The 24495-nt window shown below is 60.2% G+C and carries 23 protein-coding genes; 14 read left to right on the top strand and 9 right to left on the bottom strand.

Annotation, left to right across the window (positions count from 1 at the left end; translation table 11 throughout):
* Nucleotides 1-338: 338 nt before the first annotated feature.
* The 5 genes from KL786_RS27505 to dksA form a co-directional block, all read right to left on the bottom strand.
* Complete coding sequence (locus KL786_RS27505) at nt 339-1772, bottom strand: sigma-54-dependent transcriptional regulator (RefSeq protein WP_032862930.1); 1434 nt, start codon at nt 1770-1772, stop codon at nt 339-341.
* Nucleotides 1773-1794: 22 nt separating this feature from the next.
* Nucleotides 1795-4749, bottom strand: coding sequence for a sensor histidine kinase (locus KL786_RS27500; protein ID WP_215519577.1), 2955 nt, complete (start codon nt 4747-4749; stop codon nt 1795-1797).
* Nucleotides 4733-4909, bottom strand: coding sequence for a hypothetical protein (locus KL786_RS27495; protein WP_003176118.1), 177 nt, complete (start codon nt 4907-4909; stop codon nt 4733-4735). Before KL786_RS27495 ends, KL786_RS27500 begins: the two co-directional genes overlap by 17 nt.
* Before the next feature lie 62 nt (nt 4910-4971).
* Nucleotides 4972-5859: a tRNA glutamyl-Q(34) synthetase GluQRS gene (gluQRS, locus tag KL786_RS27490; RefSeq protein ID WP_215519576.1), complete on the bottom strand. Its 888-nt coding sequence runs from the start codon at nt 5857-5859 to the stop codon at nt 4972-4974.
* 84 nt (nt 5860-5943) lie between these two features.
* A complete protein-coding gene (gene dksA, locus KL786_RS27485) occupies nt 5944-6378 on the bottom strand; it encodes an RNA polymerase-binding protein DksA (RefSeq protein WP_032862933.1) in 435 nt (144 codons plus the stop codon).
* A 320-nt stretch (nt 6379-6698) separates the two neighbouring features.
* Between dksA and KL786_RS27480 the strand changes: the two genes are divergently transcribed.
* Together KL786_RS27480 and sfsA are read left to right on the top strand one after the other, a co-directional pair.
* Complete coding sequence (locus KL786_RS27480) at nt 6699-7871, top strand: pyridoxal phosphate-dependent aminotransferase (RefSeq protein WP_215519575.1); 1173 nt, start codon at nt 6699-6701, stop codon at nt 7869-7871.
* A complete protein-coding gene (gene sfsA / locus KL786_RS27475) occupies nt 7871-8584 on the top strand; it encodes a DNA/RNA nuclease SfsA (protein WP_215519574.1) in 714 nt (237 codons plus the stop codon). The genes KL786_RS27480 and sfsA overlap by 1 nt, the downstream gene beginning before the upstream one ends.
* Here sfsA and KL786_RS27470 read toward each other — a convergent pair.
* Nucleotides 8581-8898 (bottom strand): Rieske (2Fe-2S) protein, encoded by a 318-nt coding sequence (locus KL786_RS27470; RefSeq protein ID WP_215519573.1) that lies wholly within the window; start codon nt 8896-8898, stop codon nt 8581-8583. The genes sfsA and KL786_RS27470 overlap by 4 nt on opposite strands.
* Nucleotides 8899-9106: 208 nt before the next feature.
* On the opposite strand from KL786_RS27470, the gene KL786_RS27465 reads away from it, so the two are divergent.
* Genes KL786_RS27465 through KL786_RS27455 form a run of 3 tightly spaced genes read left to right on the top strand, consistent with a single transcriptional unit; the run spans nt 9107 to nt 11786 of the window.
* Nucleotides 9107-9985: a heme/hemin ABC transporter substrate-binding protein gene (locus KL786_RS27465; protein WP_215519572.1), complete on the top strand. Its 879-nt coding sequence runs from the start codon at nt 9107-9109 to the stop codon at nt 9983-9985.
* On the top strand, nt 9982-11019 hold the full coding sequence (locus tag KL786_RS27460) for a FecCD family ABC transporter permease (RefSeq protein WP_032862939.1): 1038 nt from the start codon (nt 9982-9984) through the stop codon (nt 11017-11019). Before KL786_RS27465 ends, KL786_RS27460 begins: the two co-directional genes overlap by 4 nt.
* Nucleotides 11019-11786, top strand: coding sequence for a heme ABC transporter ATP-binding protein (locus tag KL786_RS27455; protein WP_215519571.1), 768 nt, complete (start codon nt 11019-11021; stop codon nt 11784-11786). The genes KL786_RS27460 and KL786_RS27455 overlap by 1 nt, the downstream gene beginning before the upstream one ends.
* 236 nt (nt 11787-12022) lie before the next feature.
* On the opposite strand, the gene KL786_RS27450 is transcribed toward KL786_RS27455, so the two are convergent.
* The 3 genes from KL786_RS27450 to KL786_RS27440 form a co-directional block, all read right to left on the bottom strand.
* Nucleotides 12023-12295, bottom strand: coding sequence for a TfoX/Sxy family protein (locus KL786_RS27450; protein ID WP_032862941.1), 273 nt, complete (start codon nt 12293-12295; stop codon nt 12023-12025).
* Nucleotides 12296-12496: 201 nt separating this feature from the next.
* A complete protein-coding gene (locus KL786_RS27445) occupies nt 12497-12841 on the bottom strand; it encodes a pentapeptide repeat-containing protein (RefSeq protein WP_215519570.1) in 345 nt (114 codons plus the stop codon).
* A gap of 91 nt (nt 12842-12932) precedes the next feature.
* On the bottom strand, nt 12933-14489 hold the full coding sequence (locus KL786_RS27440) for a bifunctional aminoglycoside phosphotransferase/ATP-binding protein (RefSeq protein ID WP_215519569.1): 1557 nt from the start codon (nt 14487-14489) through the stop codon (nt 12933-12935).
* 117 nt (nt 14490-14606) lie between these two features.
* Between KL786_RS27440 and mrcB the strand changes: the two genes are divergently transcribed.
* The 9 genes from mrcB (at nt 14607) to msrQ (ending at nt 24418) form a co-directional block, all read left to right on the top strand.
* Nucleotides 14607-16928 (top strand): penicillin-binding protein 1B, encoded by a 2322-nt coding sequence (gene mrcB, locus KL786_RS27435; RefSeq protein WP_215519568.1) that lies wholly within the window; start codon nt 14607-14609, stop codon nt 16926-16928.
* Nucleotides 16929-16944: 16 nt separating this feature from the next.
* Nucleotides 16945-17676 (top strand): tetratricopeptide repeat protein, encoded by a 732-nt coding sequence (locus KL786_RS27430; protein WP_032862945.1) that lies wholly within the window; start codon nt 16945-16947, stop codon nt 17674-17676.
* A complete protein-coding gene (locus KL786_RS27425; RefSeq protein ID WP_032862947.1) occupies nt 17676-18005 on the top strand; it encodes a YqcC family protein in 330 nt (109 codons plus the stop codon). The genes KL786_RS27430 and KL786_RS27425 overlap by 1 nt, the downstream gene beginning before the upstream one ends.
* A gap of 431 nt (nt 18006-18436) precedes the next feature.
* Complete coding sequence (locus KL786_RS27420; protein ID WP_032862959.1) at nt 18437-20161, top strand: acetolactate synthase 3 large subunit; 1725 nt, start codon at nt 18437-18439, stop codon at nt 20159-20161.
* Between the two features lie 2 nt (nt 20162-20163).
* Nucleotides 20164-20655, top strand: a complete 492-nt coding sequence (ilvN, locus tag KL786_RS27415; RefSeq protein ID WP_003176102.1) for an acetolactate synthase small subunit — start codon at nt 20164-20166, stop codon at nt 20653-20655.
* Between the two features lie 48 nt (nt 20656-20703).
* The gene (gene ilvC / locus KL786_RS27410; protein WP_007948647.1) at nt 20704-21720 is read left to right on the top strand and encodes a ketol-acid reductoisomerase; all 1017 of its coding nucleotides are present in this window, start codon (nt 20704-20706) and stop codon (nt 21718-21720) included.
* A 143-nt stretch (nt 21721-21863) separates the two neighbouring features.
* Complete coding sequence (pssA, locus tag KL786_RS27405; RefSeq protein WP_029298897.1) at nt 21864-22721, top strand: CDP-diacylglycerol--serine O-phosphatidyltransferase; 858 nt, start codon at nt 21864-21866, stop codon at nt 22719-22721.
* Nucleotides 22722-22784: 63 nt separating this feature from the next.
* Entirely contained in the window at nt 22785-23798 is a 1014-nt protein-coding gene (msrP, locus tag KL786_RS27400; protein WP_215519567.1) for a protein-methionine-sulfoxide reductase catalytic subunit MsrP, read from the top strand.
* Nucleotides 23798-24418 carry a protein-methionine-sulfoxide reductase heme-binding subunit MsrQ gene (gene msrQ / locus KL786_RS27395; protein ID WP_215519566.1) on the top strand — a complete coding sequence of 207 codons (621 nt, stop codon included), beginning with the start codon at nt 23798-23800 and terminating at the stop codon, nt 24416-24418. Before msrP ends, msrQ begins: the two co-directional genes overlap by 1 nt.
* Nucleotides 24419-24495 lie beyond the last annotated feature (77 nt).

The raw sequence follows: 24495 nt of genomic DNA, 5'->3' as shown, positions 1-24495 counted from the left end.
TAAAAGTTGCGCTAGGTGGTATGCCGGGGAAATACATGGCTACTTCAGACCATCCTTAGCTGCGCCTCCGCCGTGTTGTTTTTATTGTGCGTGAGTCGATTCGTCTTATTTTTATTGTGTGTGTACGGTGCTTTTTATTGTTCTTGTACTAAGCATATAGCAGGGTGCGTGCCAACTTTTGCAAACCCCAGCAAAACAAGGGGTTTGGCCGGGTATGGTGGGTTTGGCAGGCATAAAAAAGCCGGGGCTTCGTTACCGTAAGCCCCGGCTTTTTGTTACGTGAATATCTGAGGTAACAGTTTTTTCACGTTTGGGGTGTTACCCGGTGTGAGCTGGCCTCAGCTTTCGCTGGCAACCCCGGTCTTGCGCCGTGGAATGCCCAGGCGCTGGCGCCGCTCCCACAGGCATTTGCGGCTGACACCCAGTTTGCGTGCCAGTTCGGTCTCGGTCATGTGGTCCTGGTGCTCCAGGACGAAGTGCTGGAAGTAGTCCTCCAGGGACAAGTCTTCCGTGGGTTCGTGGCTGGTGTTACTGCCGCCCTGTTGTGGTGCCAGGCCAATGAAGTCGTCATCGTCCAGGTCGCTCAGTTCGATATCGATGCCCAGCAGCTCGGCGGAGATCTGTGGGCTTTCCGACAGGATCACCGCGCGTTCCACGGCGTTTTCCAGCTCGCGCACGTTGCCTGGCCACGAATAATGGCGGATGGCCTGTTCGGCGTCGGCCGCAAACGTCAGGTCGGTACGGTTGACCCGGGCGCTCTGGCGCAACAGGAATGCATTGGCAATTTCGTTGACGTCGGCACCGCGTTCGCGCAGGGCCGGCAGCTTGAGGGCGATCACGTGCAGGCGGTAATACAGGTCTTCGCGGAACTGGCCGATTTTCGCCAGGCTTTTGAGGTCCCGGTGCGTCGCGGCAATCAGGCGCACGTCGACTTTTTGCGACTGGACCGAGCCGACCCGACGAATCTCGCCTTCCTGCAGCACCCGCAGCAGGCGCGCCTGGGCTTCCAGGGGCAGTTCACCGATTTCGTCGAGGAACAGCGTGCCGCCGTCCGCCGCTTCTACCAGGCCGGCGCGTCCGGCGCTGGCACCGGTAAAGGCACCTTTCTCATGGCCGAACAGTTCGGACTCGATCAGGGATTCAGGGATTGCCGCGCAGTTCACCGAAATCATCGGCGCCTTGGCACGCTTGGACAGGTTGTGCAGGGCACGGGCCACCAGCTCCTTGCCGGTACCGGACTCGCCCTGGATCAATACATTGGAGTCGGTAGGCGCAACCTTGCGGATCTTGACGTACAGGTCCTGCATGGGTGGGCAGGAGCCGATGATGCCGATTTCGCCATTGCTGTTGTCGACGCCTGGCTTGTCGCTGCCATTGGCGGCCTTGCCGGCAGGTCGTTCTGCGGGCGCACTGCTGGCCGACTGGCGGTCACGCAGGATACGGGCTACCGCCTGGAGCATCTCATCGTGATCGAAAGGCTTGGCGATGTAGTCCACCGCGCCCATCTTCATCGAATCGACAGCCGAGCGCAGGCTGGCATAGCTGGTCATGATCAGCACCGGCGTGCCCTGGCCCAGCTTGATCAGTTCGGTGCCCGGTGCGCCAGGCAGGCGCAGGTCACTGACGATCAGGTCAAAGGTGGGAATGCTGAAACGCTCCTGGGCTTCCTGCACCGAGCCGGCTTCGCTGACCTGGTACTGATTACGTTCAAGCAGGCGACGCAAGGCAGAGCGGATAATGGTTTCGTCTTCGACGATCAAAATGTGCGGCATTGATTCAATTCTCTCGACGGTCTCAGTTCACAGCGGACGTCGCTTCGACATGACGCGGCAAGGTCACCCGAATACGGGTGCCGCGTTGGCTTTCGGTGTCAGCCGGGCTGTCGATGGTGATTTGTCCATAATGCTCTTCAACGATGGAATAGACCAGTGCAAGGCCCAGACCGGTACCTTCACCAGGGTCCTTGGTGGTGAAGAAGGGTTCGAACAATCGGTCCATGATGTTCTGTGGAATACCGCTGCCTTCGTCCTCCACGATCAGGTCGACCGTGTGCTCGAAAGCCTCGCTCTTGACCCTTACGGCGCCCCCGGCGGGGGTGGCATCGCGGGCGTTGGACAACAGGTTGATCAGCACTTGGGCCAGGCGTTGTGAGTCGCCGACCACCCAGTGTTCCGGATCGCACAAGTTATAGAACTGTACTTCGAAATTGCGCCGGTTCAAGGCCAGCAGCCCAATGGCATCCTGGGCGACTTCGGCCAGGCACACGGCTTCATCGTGATTCTGGTGGCCGCCGGCATGGGCAAAGCTCATCAGCGATTGCACGATGCGCGAGACGCGTTTGGTCTGTTCGAGGATCTGCCCGCTGATTTCGGTGATTTCGTCGTCCTCTTCGCGCTCTTCGCGCAGGTTCTGCGCCAGGCACGCGATACCGGTGATCGGATTGCCAATCTCGTGGGCCACCCCGGCCGCCAGGCGCCCGATACTGGCCAGGCGCTCGGAGTGCACCAGTTTGTCTTCGAGCATCTGGGTTTCGGTCAGGTCTTCGACCAGCAACACCAGGCCGCTGTTGCCGGGGGCCAGGGGTTCGTCGATCGCTGCTTTGTGCAGGTTCAGCCAGCGCGTCTGGCCGTCGAGGGCCAGGTGCTGTTTGTGCAGATGTTCATCCGGCAGGTTGATAAAACCCTGCAACAATTCTTTCCACGGATCGGCGATGGTGGTCAGGCGCGAGCCCACCACGCGCTGGGCGGCGATGCCGGTCAGCTCTTCCATGGCCTTGTTCCACATCAGGATCTCCTGGTCCTTGGCCAGGGAGCAGACGCCCATGGGCAGTTCCTGCAAGGTCTGGCGGTGGTAGCGGCGCAGGGCGTCGAGTTCGGCGGCAAGGCCGGTGAGGCGCGAGTGGTAGTCCTCCAGCCGGCTCTCGATAAAGTGGATGTCTTCGGTGACATAGTTTTCGCCGCCGGCCTTGTAGGGCAGGAAGGTCTCGACCATGTCCTGGGATACGCTGGGGCCCATCAGTCCCGACAGGTTGGCCTCGATGCGGTCGCGCAGGCGGCGCAGGGCATAGGGCCGGCGCTCATCGAAGGGCAGGTACAGATCGCGCAATGCCTGCTCCACTTCCTTTTGCGCGGCCTTGGCGCCCAGGGGCTTGGCCAGTTGGGTGGCGAATTCCTGGGGCGATGCCGCATGCAGTTCACGGCGTTGCGGGCGGCGCACGTTATCCACTGCGCAGGCTTCGGCAGCGCTGGTTTCTTCGGGGCTGGCGTTGGTGAACAGGGAAATCAGGGTGAACATCAGCACGTTGGCCGCCAGCGAGGCGATGGCAGCCATGTGCCAACTGGTGTCATCCAGCACGTAGATCATGTTCAGCAGTGGGATGTAGAAGCCCTGCAGGTTACCGACCAGCGGCAGCAGCATGGTCACCAGCCACACCAGGATCCCCGCCAGCAGCCCGGCGATAAACCCGCGCCGGTTGGCGGTCGGCCAGTACAGCACCGAGAGCACGCCCGGCAAGAACTGCAACGTAGCGACGAAGGCCACGATTCCGAGGTTGGCCAGGTCCTGCTCGGCTGCCATCAGCAGGTAGAAGCCATAGCCGGCCATGATGATTGCCACGATCAGCGCGCGGCGTGTCCATTTCAGCCAGCGGTAGATGTTGCCTTCGGCAGGCGGCTGGTACAGCGGCAGTACCAGGTGGTTGAGGGCCATGCCCGACAGCGCCAGGGTGGTGACAATGATCAAGCCGCTGGCCGCCGATAAACCGCCGACGTAGGCCAGCAAGGCCAGGGATTTACTGTTGGCGGCGATGCCGATGCCGAGGGTGAAGTATTCCGGGTTGGTGGTGGCCCCCAGTTTCAGGCCGGCCCAGAGGATCAGCGGCACCGCCAGGCTCATCAGCAGCAGGAACAGCGGCAGGCCCCAACTGGCGCTGACCAGCGAGCGCGGGTTGAGGTTCTCGGTAAAGGTCATGTGGTACATGTGCGGCATGACGATGGCGGAGGCAAAGAACACCAGCAACAGCGTGCGCCATGGGCCTTCTTGCAGCGGAGTGTGCAGGGCGGCGAGGGCGGTCTGGTTTTGCAGCAGCCACAGCTCAAGTTGTTGTGGGCCGTCGAACACTCCGTACAGCGCGTACAGGCCCACGCCACCGATGGCGATCAGCTTGATCACCGACTCGAAGGCAATCGCAAACACCAGGCCTTCGTGTTTTTCCCTAGTGGCGATATGCCGCGAGCCGAAAAAAATCGTGAACAGGGTAATCAGCGCACAAAAGCTCAGGGCCACCCGATGTTGCACCGGCTCATGGGTGAGGATGCCGATGGAATCGGCCACGGCCTGGATTTGCAGGGCCAAAAGCGGCAGCACGCCGATCAGCATGAAAATCGTGGTCAGCGCGCCGGCCCAAGTGCTGCGAAAGCGAAAGGCAAACAGGTCCGCCAACGAGGATAACTGGTAGGTGCGGGTGATCTTCAGGATCGGATACAGCAGCACCGGCGCCAGCAGGAAGGCCCCGGAGACTCCGAGGTAGCTGGAAAGAAATCCGTAACCGTACTGGTACGCCAGGCCCACCGTGCCATAGAACGCCCAGGCGCTGGCATACACGCCCAGCGACAAGGTGTAGGTCAGCGGGTGGCGAATGATCGCCCGCGGGATCATCCCGCGCTCACTGATCCAGGCCACCCCGAACAGCGCGGCCAGGTAGGCGGCGCTGATCAGCAGCATCTGGGTCAGGCTAAAGCTCATCGGCATCTTTTTGGCTCTGCAGGATAAAGGTCACGACGATCAGGATCAGCCACAGCAGATAGGGGCGATACCAGGCGCCCGTGGCGTCGATCCACCAGTCCATGATGGCGGGAGAAAACAGGTAGATCCCGACGACCAACAGCAGGACCAAGCGATAGATGTACATGTTGGCCTCTGATTGAAAAACTGCGGCGATGTTAACGGATGGCTGGCAGGCTGCAAGCGCCTTCAGTGTAATTGCGCCTCGGCCAATGTGAGTGTGCGCGGGATCCGGGTGGCATCCCAGTGCGCAATGCCCCAATCCAGCAGTTCCCGTGGGCTGGCGTGGAGCAATTCATCCCCAGGCGTCTGGCCGAGGGCGCGCAACGCCCTTAATAGCAGCGGTGTGGCCTGATCTCGCGTCAACGGCGGGGAACGGTAGGATTTGCCCAGCTTGTTACCGTCCGGCTGGATGATCAGGGGCACATGCAGGTAGCGCGGCTGGCGCAGGCCCAGCAACTCTTGCAGGTACAACTGGCGTGGCGTGGAGTCGAGCAGGTCGGCGCCGCGTACGATATCGGTCACGCCTTGCCAGGCATCGTCGAGCACCACGGCCAGTTGATAGGCATATAGGCCGTCGCGGCGGCGGATGATGAAATCGCCGACATCGCGGCCCAGGTGTTGTCGGAATTGACCTTGTACACGGTCGGTGAAATGGTATTCCAGCTCGGGAACACGTAGACGAATGGCGGCATCCTGCTGATCGTGGCCGGCATTGCGGCACAGGCCGGGGTAAATGCCGTTGTACGGTTCCAGTTGCTTGCGTGAGCAGGTGCAGGCGTAGGCCAGGCCATGGTTGAACATGTCGTTCAGTACTTTGGCGTAGGCATCATGCCGCTCGCTTTGTCGGACCAGTTCCCCGTCCCATTCAAAACCGTAGCTTTCCAGGGCATGCAGGATCGCCGCCTGGGCGCCGGGCTCTTCACGGGGGGGGTCGAGGTCTTCCATGCGCATCAGCCAGCGGCCTTGATTGGCGCGGGCGTCGAGATAGGAGGCGAGGGCTGCAACCAGGGAGCCGAAGTGCAGGTGGCCGCTGGGCGTGGGGGCGAAACGCCCGATATAGGGGGAGGCTGTCATGGCCTGGATATTACTGGAAAACCGCCAGGTGCCAGAAACAAAAATGGGGCGTTTGCACGCCCCATTCGTTCAGCTCGGCAGGGATTACTTGCCGACCTGCTTTTCCTTGATTTCGGCCAAGGTCTTGCAGTCCACGCACATGTCTGCGGTAGGACGGGCTTCCAGGCGGCGAATGCCGATCTCGACGCCGCAGGATTCGCACCAACCGTATTCTTCGTCTTCGATCAGTTGCAGCGTCTTGTCGATTTTCTTGATCAGCTTGCGCTCGCGATCACGGGCGCGCAGTTCAAGGCTGAACTCTTCTTCCTGGCTGGCTCGGTCGGCCGGGTCAGGGAAGTTGGCTGCTTCGTCCTTCATATGGTCAACGGTACGGTCGACCTCCTGCATCAAGTCCTGTTTCCATTTCTGCAGGATCTTGGTGAAGTGCTTGCGCATGGGCTCGCCCATGTACTCTTCGCCCTTCGACTCAATGTAGGGTTCGAAGCCGCTGATGCTCTGTTGCTTTGCTTGGGTGGACATGAATAGACCGCCTCTCACTCTTCTAATCCATTGCGCAGGATTGCAACATCACCGACACCTGCCGGCCCTGCGGCTGCAAGCGGGCGAACTTACCAGATAGATTCGGGGTGCGCCACTCCCGGTTGTCTGGGCTCGTCGCGCCGGGGTTGCAAACGGCTGCGACCCGCCGTGGCCGGGCATGCATCGTCCCGAATGATGATTTTAGTCTTTTTGCCGGCGCTTGCCCGGCTCATCATCGCCAGCCAGCCAGGCAATAGAACATGTTTTACCTCGCGGGTTCGGTAGAATCCCGATTTTGTCCTCATTGTTAAGGAAGGCTAATGGCTCAGCCCTACAGTGCTCGCAGTCGTGCTATCGAACCTTTTCATGTCATGGCGTTGCTGGCGCGGGCCAATGAGCTACAGGCCGCTGGCCATGATGTGATTCACCTGGAGATCGGCGAGCCGGACTTCACCACCGCCGAGCCGATCATCCAGGCCGGCCAGGCCGCGCTGGCCAATGGCAAGACCCGCTACACCGCCGCCCGTGGCCTGCCGGAGTTGCGCGAGGCCATCAGTGGTTTCTACCAGCAGCGCTATGGCTTGAACATCGACCCCGGGCGCATCCTGATCACCCCGGGCGGCTCCGGGGCCTTGCTGTTGGCCAGCAGCCTGCTGGTGGATCCCGGCAAGCACTGGTTGCTGGCGGACCCTGGCTACCCCTGTAACCGGCATTTCCTACGACTGGTCGAGGGCGCGGCGCAACTGGTGCCGGTTGGCCCCGAGGTGCGATACCAACTGACCGCCGACCTGGTGGAGCGTTATTGGGACCAGGACAGCGTGGGGGCCTTGGTCGCCTCGCCGGCCAACCCGACCGGGACCATCCTGACCCGAGATGAACTGGCTGGCCTGTCCGGTGCGATCAAGGCGCGCAATGGCCATCTGGTGGTGGATGAGATCTATCACGGCCTGACCTATGGCACTGACGCAGCCAGCGTGCTGGAAGTCGATGATGACGCGTTCGTTCTAAACAGTTTTTCAAAGTATTTCGGCATGACCGGTTGGCGCCTCGGCTGGCTGGTGGCACCCCCCGCAGCCGTGGGCGAACTGGAGAAACTGGCGCAGAACCTGTACATCAGCGCCCCCAGCATGGCCCAGCATGCGGCATTGGCCTGTTTTACCCCGCAGACCCTGGCGATTCTTGAAGATCGACGGGCCGAATTCGGGCGCCGGCGTGACTTTTTGTTACCGGCTCTGCGCGAGTTGGGTTTCGGTATTGCGGTCGAACCTGAAGGGGCGTTTTACCTGTATGCCGATATCAGTGCCTTTGGTGGCGATGCTTTCGCGTTCTGCCGGCATTTTCTGGAAACCGAGCATGTGGCATTCACGCCAGGGTTGGATTTCGGTCGCTTCCAGGCCGGTCATCATGTGCGTTTTGCCTACACGCAAAACCTCGATCGACTACAGGAAGCAGTGGAACGCATTGCCCGTGGCTTGCAGAGTTGGCAAGGCTGATGCGCTTTCATCCTCCCCTCGAAGAAGGTCGGCTGATTCGCCGCTACAAGCGCTTTCTGGCCGACATCGAAACCGCAGCCGGCGAATTGTTGACCATCCACTGCCCGAACACCGGCTCGATGTTCAACTGCATGGTCGAGGGTGGCCCGGTCTGGTTCAGCCGCTCCAACGATCCCAAGCGCAAGCTGCCGGGTACCTGGGAAATCGCGCAAACACCCCAGGGCCGCCTGGCGTGCGTCAACACCGCGCGCGCCAATCAACTGGTTGAAGAAGCGCTGAATGCTGGAGTGATCACCGAACTCAACGGCTTTACCGCCTTAAAGCGCGAAGTGCCCTACGGCCAGGAGAAGAGCCGTATCGACTTTCGCCTGGACTACCCCGACGGCGCGGCTTATGTCGAAGTCAAAAGTGTCACCCTGGGGTTTGACGGCACGCCTATCGCAGCGTTTCCCGATGCGGTGACTCAGCGTGGGGCCAAACATTTGCGTGAGCTGGCACATCTGGCTCGCAGCGGTGTACGAGCCGTGCAGTTGTACTGTGTGAATCTGTCTGGCATCGACGGTGTAAGGCCGGCCGAGGAAATCGACGCGGGCTATGCCGCGGCACTGCGGGAAGCCAAGGCTGCCGGGGTGCAAGTTTTAGCTTACGGTGTGCAGGTGAGTGCGCAGCAAATCTATATCGATCGCCCACTGCCAGTGTTGCTCGGCCCCTAGAGCTGTACCCACAACCCCTGTGCGTCCTCGCGGCCGGGCAGGGGGGTCAAGCTTTGGCCTGCGCAGGGGCCGGCGACGCATTCGCCGTTTTCGATCAGAAACAACGCGCCATGGGTGGCACATTGGATCATGCTCGCGCTGGGATCGAGAAACCGGTCAGATTGCCACTCCAGCGGTACGCCGCGATGAGGGCAACGGTTGATATAGAAATACACCCGGCCTTCGCGGCGTACGGCAAACAGCTTGCGGCCATCGATATCGAAGCCGCGGCTGCTGTCTTGGGCAAGTTCGTGGGACGGGCACAGAAACTTCATGAGTGTTCTCAGGTGGTGCGGGTCAAGGGCTGCAGGGCGATCCAGGGTTTATGGGCGAGCCTGGCGCTTGACGTTCAAATGCAAACAATTATCAAATGCCGGCTTCGCCCGTTAGCTGACTGCGTGCTCAGTACGATGCCAGGCCGCCAGGATCTGTCACAACGATTGAGTGATTCAGTGGCTCCACCCCTTGGAAGGAAACCCTTTTATGCGCCTGAGTACCAGCGCTATTGCGCTTGTTGTCGGACTGCTGGTCAACCACGGGGCACAAGCCTCTGAGCTGCCACAACGCTGGGTCAGTGCCGGTGGTGCATTGTCGGAGTGGGTGACGGCCCTGGGTGGGGAGTCCAAACTGGTGGGTGTCGACACCACCAGTCAGCATCCGCAATCACTCAAGGCACTGCCCAGTATCGGTTACCAGCGCCAACTGTCGGCCGAAGGGATCCTGAGCTTGCGCCCGCAAATCCTGGTGGGCACCGAGGAAATGGGACCGCCGCCGGTGCTGGCGCAGATTCGCGGAGCAGGCGTGCAAGTGGAGCTGTTCTCCGCGCAGCCGGATTTGCCGACCCTGCAAGGCAACCTGCAACATCTTGGCAAACTGTTGGGGGCCGAAGCCAAGGCCACGGCACTGTTCAATACCTATCAGCAGCAACTTGACGAGCAGAAAGCGGCCGTGGCCCAGGCGCAAACCCGGCAAAAGGCCCCAGGTGTGCTGCTGGTGCTCGGGCATGCCGGCGGCAAACCACTGATCGCCGGCAAGGACACTGCCGCCGATTGGGTGCTGCAACAAGCCGGTGGGCACAACCTGGCGACGCACAGTGGCTACAAGCCATTTTCCGTAGAGTCCCTGGCGGGGCTGAGTCCTGAAGTGCTGGTGTTCTCTGATCGCGCCCTGAGTGGCGAGGCGGCCCGCGCTGCCTTGTTCAAGGAAAACCCGATTCTGGCGGCCACTTCTGCGGCCAAGACCGGGCGAGTTTTTGAGTTGGATCCCACCTTGTTGGTCGGTGGCCTGGGGCCACGTTTGCCGGCCAGCCTGCAAGCCTTGTCCGCCGGGTTCTATCCGCCTAAAACCCAAGCTGCCCCATGACCACTCTGGTTAAACCGCGCGCGCTGTTCATCGGCTTGAGCCTGTTGTGTGTATTGGCGATCTGGCTGTCCCTGGCTTTGGGGCCGGTCAGCCTGCCATTGCTCGACACCTTGCGCGCCGCCTTGCGCTTGCTGGGCGTGCCCATCGAGGCCCAGGGCCTGGAGCAGGCCGAGTTGATTCTCGGGCAGATCCGTTTACCGCGCACCTTGTTGGGGCTGGCGGTCGGCGGGGTGCTGGCGCTGTCGGGGGTGGCGATGCAGGGGTTGTTCCGCAACCCGTTGGCCGACCCGGGTTTGGTCGGCGTGTCCAGTGGCGCCGCGCTGGGGGCTGCAGTGGCCATCGTCGGTGGCGCGGCCTTCGGTGGCCTGCCGGATGCCGTGGGGCCGTATCTGCTGTCGTTGTGTGCGTTTCTCGGCGGGCTGGGTGTGACTGCGCTGGTCTATCGCCTGGGACGACGTGACGGCCAGACCAATGTCGCGACCATGCTGTTGGCCGGCATCGCCTTGACCGCCCTGGCGGCCTCGGCGGTGGGCCTGTTCACCTACCTGGCGGATGACGCCACCTTGCGCACTCTGACGTTCTGGAACCTGGGCAGCCTCAATGGCGCCAGCTACTCGCGTTTGTGGCCGTTGTTGCTGGTCAGTGCCGGTGTGGCACTGTGGCTACCGCGCCGGGCCAAGGCGCTCAACGCTTTGCTCCTGGGGGAATCGGAAGCCAGTCACCTGGGGATCAACGTTGAGGGGCTCAAGCGTGAGCTGGTGTTTTGCACGGCCCTCGGGGTGGGCGCAGCGGTCGCGGCCGCAGGGTTGATCGGCTTTGTCGGGCTGGTGGTGCCGCACCTTGTGCGGCTGCTGGCCGGGCCGGATCACCGCGTGCTGTTGCCGGCTTCGGTGCTGGCCGGCGCGAGCCTGTTGTTATTTGCTGACCTGGTCGCGCGCCTGGCCCTGGCACCCGCGGAATTGCCCATTGGGATTGTTACCGCCTTTATCGGCGCCCCGTTCTTTCTTTACCTGCTGTTACGAGGGCGCGCCTGATGCTGCGAGTGGAAAACCTGCAGATCTGTCGCGGTCGCAAAACCGTATTGGCCGATGTGACCCTGGACCTCAGGCCGGGTGAAGTATTGGGCGTACTGGGACCTAATGGCGCGGGCAAAAGCACATTGCTCGGTGCATTGTGTGCGCAGTTGCACCCGGATGAAGGGCAGGTATGGCTGGACGATCGCGAGCTAAAGGATTGGCAGGGCGCGCAACGGGCCCAGCGCCTGGCGGTGCTGCCCCAGGTGTCGACCCTGGACTTCGCTTTTCGCGTCGAGGAAGTGGTGGGCATGGGGCGCTTGCCCCATCAGACCGGGCGCGTGCGCGACGATGAAATCATCGACGCCGCCTTGCAGGCCGCCGATGTGGGCCATTTGAGCGGGCGCAGCTACCTGGCTTTGTCCGGTGGCGAGCGCCAGCGCGTGCACCTGGCGCGGGTGCTGGCGCAACTATGGCCGGGTGAAGCCGGGCAGACGTTATTGCTCGATGAGCCGACCTCGATGCTTGACCCCTTGCACCAGCACACCACCTTGCAGGCCATCCGCAGCTTCGCCGACCGTGGTGCCGCGGTGCTGGTGATCCTCCACGACCTGAACCTGGCCGCGCGCTACTGTGACCGCATCCTGCTGCTGGAGAACGGCCGCCCCCATGCCCTGGATACGCCGACGCAGGTGTTGCGTCCTGAACTGCTCAAGGCGGTATTCGGCCTGGATGTACTGGTGCAGCCCCATCCTGAGCTAGGTCATCCATTGATCATCGCCCGCTAAAAAACCGTAGGCAAAAAAAGACCCGGCAAGAGCCGGGTCAAATAACCGTGATTAGCCTGATGAGGAGATAAGCTGAGAGTCCGAACCAATGGTCTTTCAGTTATCGGCTGATCTCGCGACCAGTTGTGATAATCATAACGATTCTCATTTAAGAGTCAACATTTGTTTTTTCGGCCCTGGGATGTTTCCTCAAACGTCTGTTTGGAATTCCCGCAAACACTGGGCATCAGGCCCTCTCAGCTCTTGTTGCGGACCGACAGTGCGTCCAATTGGCGATTCAGGGCTTCCTTGCGCTCGGTTGGAATATCGTTCCAATGCACATCCATCAATGCGCCTTCGATGGCATACAGCAGGACTTTGGAAGCCCGGAAGCCGCGGGTGCGTACTGCCCGGTAGGCGTCTACCGCACCCAGGCGGCGCAGGTCCGAAGCGCTATGGATGCCCACCGCATGCAGCCATTGCGCCGAGGTCTTGCCAAGGTTTTTCAGGTGTTGCAGCTCATCATTCATCAAGCCTCCTTGCGACGGCCGAATGGTTCGGTGGGTATCGTGACCAGGCAAGCCTGAAAGGAGTGTAGCGCTCAGTAGGAAAAGCGTAGTTCTTTGCTCAGAAACGATGTAAACGCTTCTAAGGCTGGCGCTGGAATGTTGACGGTGAGAGGCGCAAGCCCCCAGCCCGCGTTGCGCGGGGCCGGGGATAAGGATGTGCTGTCAGCGGGTGCGGTAACGCAGGCGAGTGCCGAAATTGACCGACATGAGGATCTCGTCAGCACTCAGTTCGGGTGGGAAGTAAGCGCCCGAAATCTGCGCATGGGCCAGGCTGGCGCCTTCCAGCGAACAGTCGCGCAGGTCCAGGCCGCGCAAGTCGGCCGAGCGGAAGTAGGCGTCGGTGAAGTCCACGCCGGCAGCGTCCAGATCCCGCAGGTCGAGCCCACGGAAATCGCCACCGCGCATATCGATGGTGCCACCCTTGGGGCGTTCCTGATTGAAGCCACGGATGTCATCTTTATGCAGTAGCGCGTAGAGCGGGGTATCAAGCAGCTTCGGCTGGCCCATGGCGGCATCTCCCGTTGGAATTATGACGCCATTATAGTGCCACTATTGCTGGCCGTGAGCTGTTAACGGCTTCACGGCCAAGAAATATTTATTACAGGCCAGGCAAGCGTTGGCGAACATGGGCAACCAGTGCGTCCAGTGTCCCGCTTTCATTGGTCTCGACCCGCTTGCTCAGCAGCAGTTCTTCGGCGCTCAGGGGATCACGGCTGGCTTGCTGCTCTTCAATGACTGCCAGGGTGGCGTCAGACGGATCGTTTTTATCTGCCTGACGTTTTGCCAGCCAACTGGCGATAACAGCCTGCGGTGCATTGCAATCAAGGATCAGGAAGGGCGCCCCGGTTGCTTCTGCGACCTGAGCGGCGGCGGCGCGTTGCTCACGCTTGAGGTAGGTCGCGTCCAGGACCACCGGGAAGCCTGCGCGCAGCACGGTTTCGGCGAGGGTATGCAGGCGGGCATAGGTCGCTGTGCTGGCATCTGCGGCATAAATCCCGGCTTGCGGGGTATTCTCGACCTGCTGCTCACCGAACAGGCGTTTGCGCTCGACATCGGAGCGCAGGCGAATCGCCCCCAGCGCGTCGACCAGGCGCATCGCCACGTGGCTTTTGCCGGTCGCCGACACACCATGGGTAATCGCCAGGAAGCGCGAGGGGATGGTGCTGTAGCTTTCGGCCAGGTTGGCGTAGTTGCGGTATTGGCGCAGGGTGGTGGCACGCTCGACGGGTGTTGCCTCGGACGGCATGCTGAACAGCGCGACCTTGGCCCGCACCAGCGCACGGTAGGCTTTATAGAAGTTCAGCAGCTCCAGGCTCTGGTAATCGCCGGTCAGCTCCAGGTACTGGCTGATAAAGCGTCGGGCCAGCGACTTGAGGCCACGGTCTTCCAGGTCCATGGCCAGGAAGCCAGTGTCGGCGCACACGTCGGTGAAGCGAAACGGTTCGTTGAACTCGATGCAGTCGAAGATCACCACGTGCCCGTCGATCATGGTTGCGTTGCCCAGGTGAATATCACCGTGGCACTCACGGATAAAACCATTGAGCTTGCGTTGCTCCAGCAGCGGCTTGAGGCGTTCGAAGCTGCTCTCGGCCCAGGCTTGCAGGGCTTGCAGTTGGGCCAGGTCGGCCTTGTCGCTGAGGAATGGAAGAATCTGCTCGAAGTTCTGCCGCACTGGCGCCATCACTTCGTTCGGGGTGCCGGCCGGATGTGCCTCGGGAACCTTGGGCGCGTTCAGGTGAAATTGCGCAATCTGGCTAGCCATCTCATCAATGTGGCCACTGGTCAGCTCGCCATTGGCCTGCAACGTGCTCAGCAGTTGGCTTTGCGGGAACTGGCGCATTTTCAGCACATGTTCGATGGCGGGGCCTTCGCCGCCCAGTTGCGGTGCTTCAACGCTGCCAGTGATCGGCAACACTTCAAGATACAAATCTTGCGTCAGGCGTTGGTTGAGGCGCAGCTCTTCGTTGCAGAAGTGGGCGCGGGCATCCAGTTGGGTGAAGTCGAGGAAGCCGAAGTTCACCGGCTTCTTGATTTTATAGGCAAAGGGACCGGTGAGCAGGACCCAGGAAATATGGGTTTCGATGACTTGAAACGTTTCGACCGGATGAGGAAACAGGGCCGGGTTTTGCAGGGCGGCAATCAGGGGCTGGCTCACGGGCGATCCTTCGGAGTCTGGGAAAATAATGGAGCGCATTATGGCCGCTCAAGCCGGTCATGCAAACCGCCGTCCGGTTCATGTTGATCATCAATAAAGTGCGTATAATCCGCCGCCATGACTCGTACCCGATCTCCCCGTTCCCGTAAAAAACCTCCTCCCCGCAGCCTGCGCCCCTGGTTGGGCTGGGCGCTCAAGCTCGGCCTGGTGGGCCTGGTGGTGATCGCAGGCATCGCGGTCTACCTCGATGCGGTGGTCCAGGAGAAGTTCTCTGGCAAGCGCTGGACCATCCCGGCGAAGGTCTACGCTCGCCCGCTGGAACTGTTTACCGGCCAGAAGCTGAGCAAGGCGGACTTCCTCACCGAACTCGATGCGCTGGGCTATCGGCGTGAAGCCGTGGCCAACGGCCCGGGCGCTGCGGCTGTCAGCGGGAACACGGTTGATTTGAATACCCGGGGTTTCCAGTTCTATGAAGGCCTGGAAAAGGCGCAGCCCGTGCGTGTGCGCTTCTCCGGTGATTACGTTGCCGAGCTGTCGGCACTCAATGGCGGCAAATTGCCGGTGGTGCGCCTTGAACCGTTGCTGATCGGCGGGATTTACCCGAAGAACCTTGAAGATCGCATCCTGATCAAGATCGATCAGGTACCACCCTACCTGTTGGAAACCCTGGTCGCGGTCGAAGATCGGGACTTCTATAGCCACTGGGGTGTATCGCCCAAGTCCATCGCTCGTGCCGTGTGGGTCAACACCTCCGGCGGGCGGATGACCCAGGGTGGCAGTACCCTGACGCAACAATTGGTCAAGAATTTCTACCTGACCAGTGAACGCAGCCTGACCCGTAAACTCACCGAAGCCATGATGGCAATGTTGCTGGAGCTGCATTACAGCAAGCAGGAAATTCTGGAGGCGTACCTCAATGAGGTGTTCGTTGGCCAGGATGGCCAGCGGGCGGTGCACGGTTTCGGCCTGGCCAGCCAGTTCTTCTTCGGTCAACCATTGTCCGAATTGAAGTTGCACCAGGTGGCGTTGCTGGTGGGCATGGTCAAGGGGCCGTCCTATTACAACCCGCGTCGCAACCCGGAACGGGCGCTGGAGCGCCGCAATCTGGTGCTCGATGTGCTGGAGCAGCAGGGCGTTGCTAGCGCTGAACAGGTGGCTGCCGCGAAGAAGATGCCCCTGGGTGTCACCACCCGTGGCAAGTTGGCAGACAGCTCGTTCCCCGGCTTTATCGACCTGGTCAAACGCCAGTTGCGCGAAGATTATCGCGACGAGGACTTGACCGAAGAAGGCCTGCGGATCTTCACCAGTTTCGACCCGATCCTGCAGATGAAGGCCGAGGCTTCGGTCAGCGATACCTTCAAGCGCCTGGCCGGGCGTAAAGGCTCGGACGAAGTCGAAGCCGCCATGGTGGTGACCAATCCGGAAACCGGTGAGGTCCAGGCCATGATCGGCAGCCGCCAGGCCAGCTTCGCCGGTTTCAATCGGGCGCTGGATGCCGTGCGGCCGATTGGCTCGCTGATCAAACCGGCGGTGTACCTCACCGCGCTGGAAAAACCGAGCAAATACACCCTGACCAGTTGGTTGTCCGACGAGGCGTTTTCGGTCAAGGGTGCCGATGGTCAGGTGTGGAAGCCGCAGAACTATGATCGCCGCTCCCACGGTACGGTTTTCCTGTACCAGGGCCTGGCACATTCCTACAACTTGTCCACGGCGCGACTTGGCCTGGAACTGGGTGTGCCGAATGTGCTCAAGACGCTGGCGCGACTGGGCGTCAGTCGCGAGTTCCCGGCGTACCCGTCGATGTTGCTGGGTGCGGGGGGCTTGAGCCCGATGGAAGTGGCAACCATGTACCAGACCCTCGCCAACGGCGGTTTCAACACGCCGATGCGCGGGATCCGCAGTGTCTTGACGGCGGAGGGGGAGCCGCTCAAGCGTTACCCGTTCCAGATCGAGCAACGCTTTGACCCAGCCTCCATCTACCTGACCCAGAACGCCATGCAGCGCGTCATGCGCGAAGGTACCGGGCGCTCGGTCTACAGCGTGTTGCCGTCCAACCTGACGCTGGCTGGCAAGACCGGTACCAGTAACGATTCCCGTGACAGCTGGTTCGCCGGTTTCAGCCAGGACCTGCTCGCGGTGGTCTGGCTGGGACGCGATGACAACGGCAAGACACCCTTTACCGGCGCGACCGGCGCCTTGCAGGTCTGGACCAGCTTTATGCGCAAGGCCGACCCGCTGCCACTGAACATGCCACAACCTGACAATATCGTTCAGGCCTGGATCGATTCCCATACCGGCCAGGGCTCCGATGCCAACTGTCCGGGCGCGGTGCAGATGCCGTATATTCGCGGCAGCGAACCGCCAGCCGGCGCACCGTGTGGTGGCGTGCCCACAGACGCGGATTCGGTGATGGATTGGGTCAAGGGCTGGATGAATTAAGCAAAGAGGATTTCAAGTGAACAAGTGGTTGATTCCAGCTGTTACAACATTGGCTTTGCTCAGTGGTTGTTCCACCGTGCAGCGTGGCTCCATCCCGGTGGTGGATTCCGGCACGGCCGTGTCCAACAATGATCGGATTTCGGCCAATGGCGGTTTTCGCCAGACCGTAGTCACGCGTCCGAACCCTGCTACGACGCAAGCCGTACCTCAGGATTCCGGGGTGGTGGTCATGGTTCCGGGCGGTGGTGCCACCACTTCTGCGCCGATCAGCTCCGCGCCATGGACGCCTGGGCCAATCACCCCGGGTCCGTCGAACTCCGCACCGATTCAAACGGCGCCGATCAACCAGGGCAGCTACTCCATGCCTTCGACACCGAGTGGGATTCCTTCCGCAAGCAGCGGTGGGCTGTCTGCCGACGAGCAATTGGACGGTCCGGTCCTGGCCTTGCTCACGACCGCCCAGCAACAGCAGGCCGGTGGTGACTTGAATGGCGCATCGTCCAGCCTTGAGCGCGCCCAGCGTGTAGCACCGCGCGAACCACAGGTTCTGTATCGCCTGGCACAAGTGCGCATGGCCCAGGGGGATGCGCCACAAGCTGAACAGTTCGCCCGTCGTGGCTTGACCATGGCCAATGGTCGCCCTGACCTGCAAGCCAGTTTGTGGGCCCTGATTGGTGACGCACGTGCTGCGCAAGGTGACGCCGCGGGTGCCGCCCAGGCCCGGCAAAAAGCCAAGGTCAGCCTCTGATGGATTCGCGTTTTCCGGCGATTGCCGAACAGTTGCTGTTGATTGAGCGTGAACTGCGCGTGCAGGGCTGGTGGGACGAAGTGTCTCCCAGTGCCGAGGCGCTGAGCAGCGTCGAGCCTTTTTCTGTCGATACCCTGGATTTTCACCAGTGGTTGCAGTGGATTTTCCTGGCCCGGATGAAACAGATCCTGGAGCAGGACTTGCCGCTGCCCAATGCGTCGGGAATCCTGGAGATGGCCGAGATGGTCTACGCCGATCGTCCGCGCGAGAGCCTCGGCTTGCGCAATGCGCTGAAAAAGTTCGATCAACTGATCGTCGACGCTCGTTAATTGCCTGACTGCCGGGTTTTCCGGCAGTCTTGCGCACATTTCTACCGCTTGACGACATTCAGGCGAGTTTTATCCCTCCTCAAACCCCTTTCTTCTGCGTTCTCATGCGCTTACTTGGAAAAAAGCGCAATTATTGCTTGACTTGAAGGGGCTGAAACAGAAGAATCCAAAGTCCGCTGTATCGGGACTGCCAGAAGCAGGCCCGCTCAGCAGATCATGAGGCGCACATCCGCGCCGACCTGTTACACCCGCAACGCGTTACCTCGCGCTGGGTGGGAAAAGCCCGCAACACTTGGGACGATCCCAATACTTGCTCAGTCAGTGCTGACGTAGTCGGCGACCACCGTCGCTCATGCTCTGTTGAGAAGTAAACCTATTAAGACCCGTCGGTTTTCAACGGACGGTATTCTGGCGTTTTAGAGGTGAACAACGTGGAGCTTTTATCTGGTGGTGAGATGCTCGTCCGCTTTTTGCGTGACGAAGGCGTCGACTATATCTACGGGTACCCAGGTGGTGCTCTGCTGCATGTCTACGACGCACTGTTCAAGGAACCTGGTGTTACCCACATCCTGGTTCGCCACGAACAGGCCGCGACCCATATGGCTGACGGTTATGCCCGTGCCACCGGTAAAGCCGGCGTGGTGCTGGTAACGTCCGGCCCAGGCGCAACCAATGCCATTACCGGCATCGCGACTGCTTATATGGACTCCATTCCGATGGTGATCATTTCCGGCCAGGTGCCCAGCACCATGGTTGGTACCGATGCATTCCAGGAAACCGACATGATCGGTATCTCCCGGCCGATCGTGAAGCACAGCTTCATGATCAAGCATCCGTCGGAGATCCCGGACGTCATGAAAAAGGCCTTCTACCTCGCACAGTCCGGTCGCCCGGGGCCGGTGGTGGTCGATATCCCGAAAGACATGACCAACCCGGCGGAAAAATTCGAATACGTCTTCCCGAAGAAAGCCAAGCTGCGCTCCTACAGCCCGGCCGTTCGTGGGCACTCGGGGCAGATCCGCAAGGCAGCAGAAATGCTCCTGGCGGCCAAGCGCCCAGTGCTTTACTCCGGCGGCGGGGTGATCCTGGGCGGCGGTTCTGCACCGCTGACCGAACTGGCCAAGATGCTGAACCTGCCAGTGACCAACACCCTGATGGGGCTCGGCGCCTTCCCGGGTTCGGATCGTCAGTTCGTCGGCATGCTCGGCATGCACGGCAGCTACACCGCCAACCTGACCATGCACCACGCCGATGTGATTCTGGCCGTGGGTGCGCGGTTCGATGACCGGGTGATCAACGGCGCGAGCAAGTTCTGCCCGAATGCCAAGATCATCCACATCGATATCGACCCGGCGTCCATCTCCAAGACCATCAAGGCCGACGTGCCGATCGTAGGTCCAGTGGAAAGCGTATTGACCGAAATGGTCGCCGCGCTCAAGGACATCGGTGAGGCACCGAACAAGGAGTCCGTTGCCAGTTGGTGGAAGCAGATCGACGAATGGCGTGGCGATCGCGGCTTGTTCCCTTACGACAAGGGCGACGGCAGCATCATCAAGCCACAGACCGTGATCGAAACCCTGTGCGAAGTGACCAAGGGCGACGCCTTTGTGACCTCCGACGTGGGCCAGCACCAGATGTTCGCCGCGCAGTACTACAAGTTCGACAAGCCTAACCGCTGGATCAACTCCGGTGGCCTGGGCACGATGGGCTTTGGTTTCCCTGCGGCCATGGGTGTGAAACTGAGCTTCCCCGACACCGACGTTGCATGCGTGACCGGTGAGGGCAGCATCCAGATGAACATCCAGGAGCTGTCGACCTGCCTGCAATATGGCTTGCCGGTGAAGATCGTCTGCCTGAACAACGGTGTACTGGGCATGGTTCGCCAGTGGCAGGACATGAGCTACAACAGCCGTCACTCCCATTCCTACATGGAATCGCTGCCTGATTTCGTCAAGTTGGTTGAAGCCTATGGCCACGTCGGCATGCGCATCACCGATTTGAAGGATCTGAAGCCGAAGATGGAAGAGGCGTTCGCCATGAAGGATCGCCTGGTGTTCATCGACATCCAGGTCGACACCAGCGAGCACGTCTACCCGATGCAGATCAAAGACGGCTCTATGCGCGACATGTGGCTGAACAAGACGGAGCGAACCTAATCATGCGGCACATTATCTCCCTGCTTCTGGAGAACGAACCCGGCGCTCTGTCTCGCGTTGTCGGCCTGTTTTCGCAACGCAACTACAACATCGAAAGCCTGACCGTGGCCCCGACCGAAGACCCGACCCTGTCGCGTCTGACGTTGACTACTGTAGGCCACGATGAGGTGATCGAGCAGATCACCAAGAACCTCAACAAGCTGATCGAAGTGGTCAAGCTGGTCGACTTGTCGGAAAGTGCCCACATCGAGCGCGAGCTGATGCTGGTCAAGGTCAAGGCCACGGGCGCCCAGCGTGCCGAGATCAAACGCACTACCGATATTTATCGCGGGCAGATCGTCGATGTGAGCGCCAGCGTTTATACCGTGCAACTGACCGGTACAAGCGACAAGCTGGACAGCTTCATCCAGTCGATCGGGACGGCCTCGATTCTGGAAACCGTACGCAGTGGTGTCACCGGGATTGCCCGTGGCGACAAAGTACTCAGCATCTAACCCAAATTAGTGAATGGCCTTAAGGGCCTGGATATATAGAGGAACCTCATGAAAGTTTATTACGAAAAAGATTGTGACCTGTCGATCATCCAGGGCAAAAAAGTCGCCATCATCGGCTACGGTTCCCAGGGCCACGCTCAAGCGTGCAACCTGAAAGACTCCGGCGTTGACGTGACTGTTGGCCTGCGCAAAGGCTCGGCGACCGTTGCCAAGGCAGAGGCTCATGGCCTGAAAGTGACTGACGTTGCTTCCGCTGTTGCTGCTGCCGACCTGGTCATGATCCTGACCCCGGACGAGTTCCAGTCCGCGCTGTACAAGAACGAAATCGAGCCGAACATCAAGAAGGGCGCCACCCTGGCCTTCTCCCACGGCTTCGCGATCCACTACAACCAGGTAGTACCGCGCGCTGACCTCGACGTGATCATGATCGCGCCCAAGGCTCCAGGCCACACCGTACGTTCCGAGTTCGTCAAAGGCGGCGGTATCCCTGACCTGATCGCGATCTACCAGGACGCTTCGGGCAACGCCAAGAACGTTGCACTGTCCTACGCTGCTGGCGTTGGTGGTGGTCGTACCGGCATCATCGAAACCACCTTCAAGGACGAGACCGAAACCGACCTGTTCGGCGAGCAAGCCGTTCTGTGCGGCGGTACCGTCGAGCTGGTAAAAGCTGGTTTCGAAACCCTGGTTGAAGCTGGCTACGCGCCGGAAATGGCCTACTTCGAGTGCCTGCACGAACTGAAGCTGATCGTTGACCTCATGTACGAAGGCGGTATCGCCAACATGAACTACTCGATCTCCAACAACGCCGAATACGGCGAGTACGTGACTGGTCCGGAAGTGATCAACGCCGAATCCCGTCAGGCCATGCGCAACGCCCTGAAACGTATTCAGGACGGCGAGTACGCCAAAATGTTCATCAGCGAAGGTGCAACCGGCTACCCTTCGATGACCGCCAAGCGTCGTAACAACGCCGCCCACGGTATCGAAATCATCGGCGAGCAACTGCGCTCCATGATGCCGTGGATCGGTGCCAACAAGATCGTCGACAAAGCCAAGAACTAAGTCGTACGTATCAAGTGAAAACGCGGCCTCGGCCGCGTTTTTTCGTTTGAGGGCTGGTTCTGGTATAAAGCTGCATCGTTTGCGAGCGAACACTCGCCGCAAGTGTCTGTCGAATTTTTTCACACCGTTGCAAGGTAAAGTCCATGAGCGAACGTCCCGAAGAGCCAAACCAGGCCTCTGACGCCGAAAGCCTGCTACCGATCGATGAGCATGTCGAAGAAGGGCATGACGCGGAAGGCCGCAAGGTCCGGCATCGTGGCATCTATCTTCTACCCAACCTGTTCACCACGGCGAACCTGTTTGCCGGTTTCTACTCCATCATCAATTCCATGAGCGCCCAGAGCGCCTTGGCGGCAGGTGATGCAGCGAGTGCCAGCAAATACTTCGGTTTTGCCGCCATCGCGATCTTCGTGGCCATGGTGCTCGACGGCCTTGATGGGCGCGTGGCGCGGATGACCAATACCCAAAGCGCCTTCGGTGCCGAGTACGACTCGCTGTCGGACATGGTTGCCTTTGGTGTTGCACCTGCGTTGTTGGCGTTTGCCTGGGCGCTGGGAGATATGGGTAAGGTGGGCTGGATGGTTGCCTTCATCTATGTGGCGGGAGCTGCGCTGCGTCTGGCACGCTTCAATACCCAGGTAGGCACTGCCGACAAACGCTACTTCATTGGCCTGGCCAGCCCTGCCGCGGCAGGTGTGGTGGCGGGTATTGTCTGGGCGTTCAGTGACTATGGTATCCAGGGGTCGAAGATGTCGTTCCTGGTAGCCTTGATGGTCGCGGCGGCTGGCATGCTGATGGTCAGTAACATCAAGTACAACAGCTTCAAGGAGTTCGACCTGAAGGGGCGGGTGCCTTTCGTGGCAATTCTGGTGGTGGTGCTGGTCTTCGCGGTCGTCTTCAGCGATCCGCCGCGGATTCTGTTGCTGGCGTTCCTGGTGTATGCCGCATCGGGCCCGGTTCAGTACCTGTTGCATCTTCGCCGGGACAAAACATTGCCTTAATGTAATTTCCCCCATACTCCGCAGTCTATTGGTGCATCAGTTCTCCAATGCTGCGGAGTTGCCATGTTAATCAAGTTGCCCAAAGCGTCCGACTGCCATGAATCGGATGTCACCCCAGAATCCCTCTATTTCTCCCGTCGCAGTTTGCTCGGTGGCGCGCTTGCCGGTATTGCGGCCAGTAGCCTGCCGCGTTGGGCGAGTGCGGCTGACGCTGCGCGTTATGCCGATGTCGAGCCGGGCAAGGCTCCCGGCTGGTTCGCCGAGAAGCTGCCAGGCACTCAATGGCAGGCAGTGACGGTCAAAGACGAAGCCATCACGCCATTCAAGGATGCGACCCACTACAACAACTTCTATGAGTTCGGTACTGATAAGGGCGACCCGGCGGCAAATGCCGGGTCGCTCAAGACCGAGCCATGGAGCGTCGTAATTGATGGGGAGGTTGCAAAGCCGGGGCGTTATGCCTTGGAAGACTTCATGAAACCGTATCAGTTGGAGGAGCGGATCTATCGTCTGCGCTGTGTCGAGGCGTGGTCGATGGTCATTCCCTGGATGGGGTTCCCCATATCAGCCCTGCTGAAACAGGTTGAGCCGACCTCCAAGGCCAAGTACATCCGCTTTGAAACCCTCCAGGACCCCAAGAGCATGCCGGGCCAGCGTTCGAGCTTCGGCCTGATCGACTGGCCTTATGTAGAAGGGTTGCGCCTGGATGAGGCGATGAACCCTCTGGCGATCCTGGCGGTGGGCATGTATGGGCGTGAATTGCCCAACCAGAATGGTGCGCCGCTGCGTTTGGTGGTGCCATGGAAGTATGGCTTCAAGAGTGTGAAGTCCATCGTGCGGATCAGCCTGGTGAGTGAGCAGCCGAAAACTACCTGGCAAAGCATTGCGGCGGATGAGTATGGGTTTTATGCGAATGTGAATCCCACGGTCGATCACCCACGCTGGACCCAGGCGCGGGAACGACGGCTGCCCAGTGGCCTGTTCAGCCCGAATGTGCGCGAGACGCAGATGTTCAACGGTTACTCGCAAGAGGTCGCCTCTCTTTATACGGGCCTTGATCTGCGGAAGAACTATTGATGCGTTACCCCATATGGCGCGTCGGCGTCTTTATAGCAGCGGCGGTGTGGCCGTTGTATTGGTTATATGAGGCCTGGAGCCTGGCCCTGGGGCCTGATCCCGGCAAAGTGCTGGTTGATCGCCTGGGGTTGGGAACGCTGATCCTGTTGCTGGTCACCCTGGGGATGACGCCTCTGCAAAAACTGAGCGGTTGGGCAGGGTGGATCGCTGTGCGCCGGCAGTTGGGGTTGTGGTGCTTTGCTTATGTGGTGCTGCACCTTGCGGCTTACTGTGTATTTATCCTGGGGTTGGATTGGTCGCAATTGGGCGTGGAGTTACGCAAGCGGCCCTACATTATTGTGGGGGCGTTGGGTTTCCTGTGCCTGCTGGCGTTGGCGGTGACCTCCAATCGCTACAGCCAGCGTCGGTTGGGTAGCCGTTGGAAGAAGTTGCATCGCTTGGTGTATGTGATTCTGGGGCTTGGTTTATTGCACATGCTTTGGATCGTGCGGGCTGACCTGAAGGAATGGGCTATCTATGCTTCTATAGGCGCGCTGCTTTTGCTCCTGCGGATCCCGCCTGTGATGCGTCGAATCCCTCGTCTTATTGCTAAAAAAGCACCTTCTGCAACAAAAGTGTAATTAGCCCTTGACCGCAGAATCAGGAAGTCTATAATTCGCCCCACTTCCGGCGCAGTCGAAACGGAAAACTCCTTGGT

The organism is Pseudomonas sp. TAE6080 (genome assembly GCF_018732265.1).
GTDB classification, from domain to species: Bacteria; Pseudomonadota; Gammaproteobacteria; order Pseudomonadales; family Pseudomonadaceae; genus Aquipseudomonas; species Aquipseudomonas brenneri.
The sequence above is the reverse complement of the archived record's forward strand: the minus strand, read 5'-3'. Positions and strand labels throughout refer to the sequence as shown.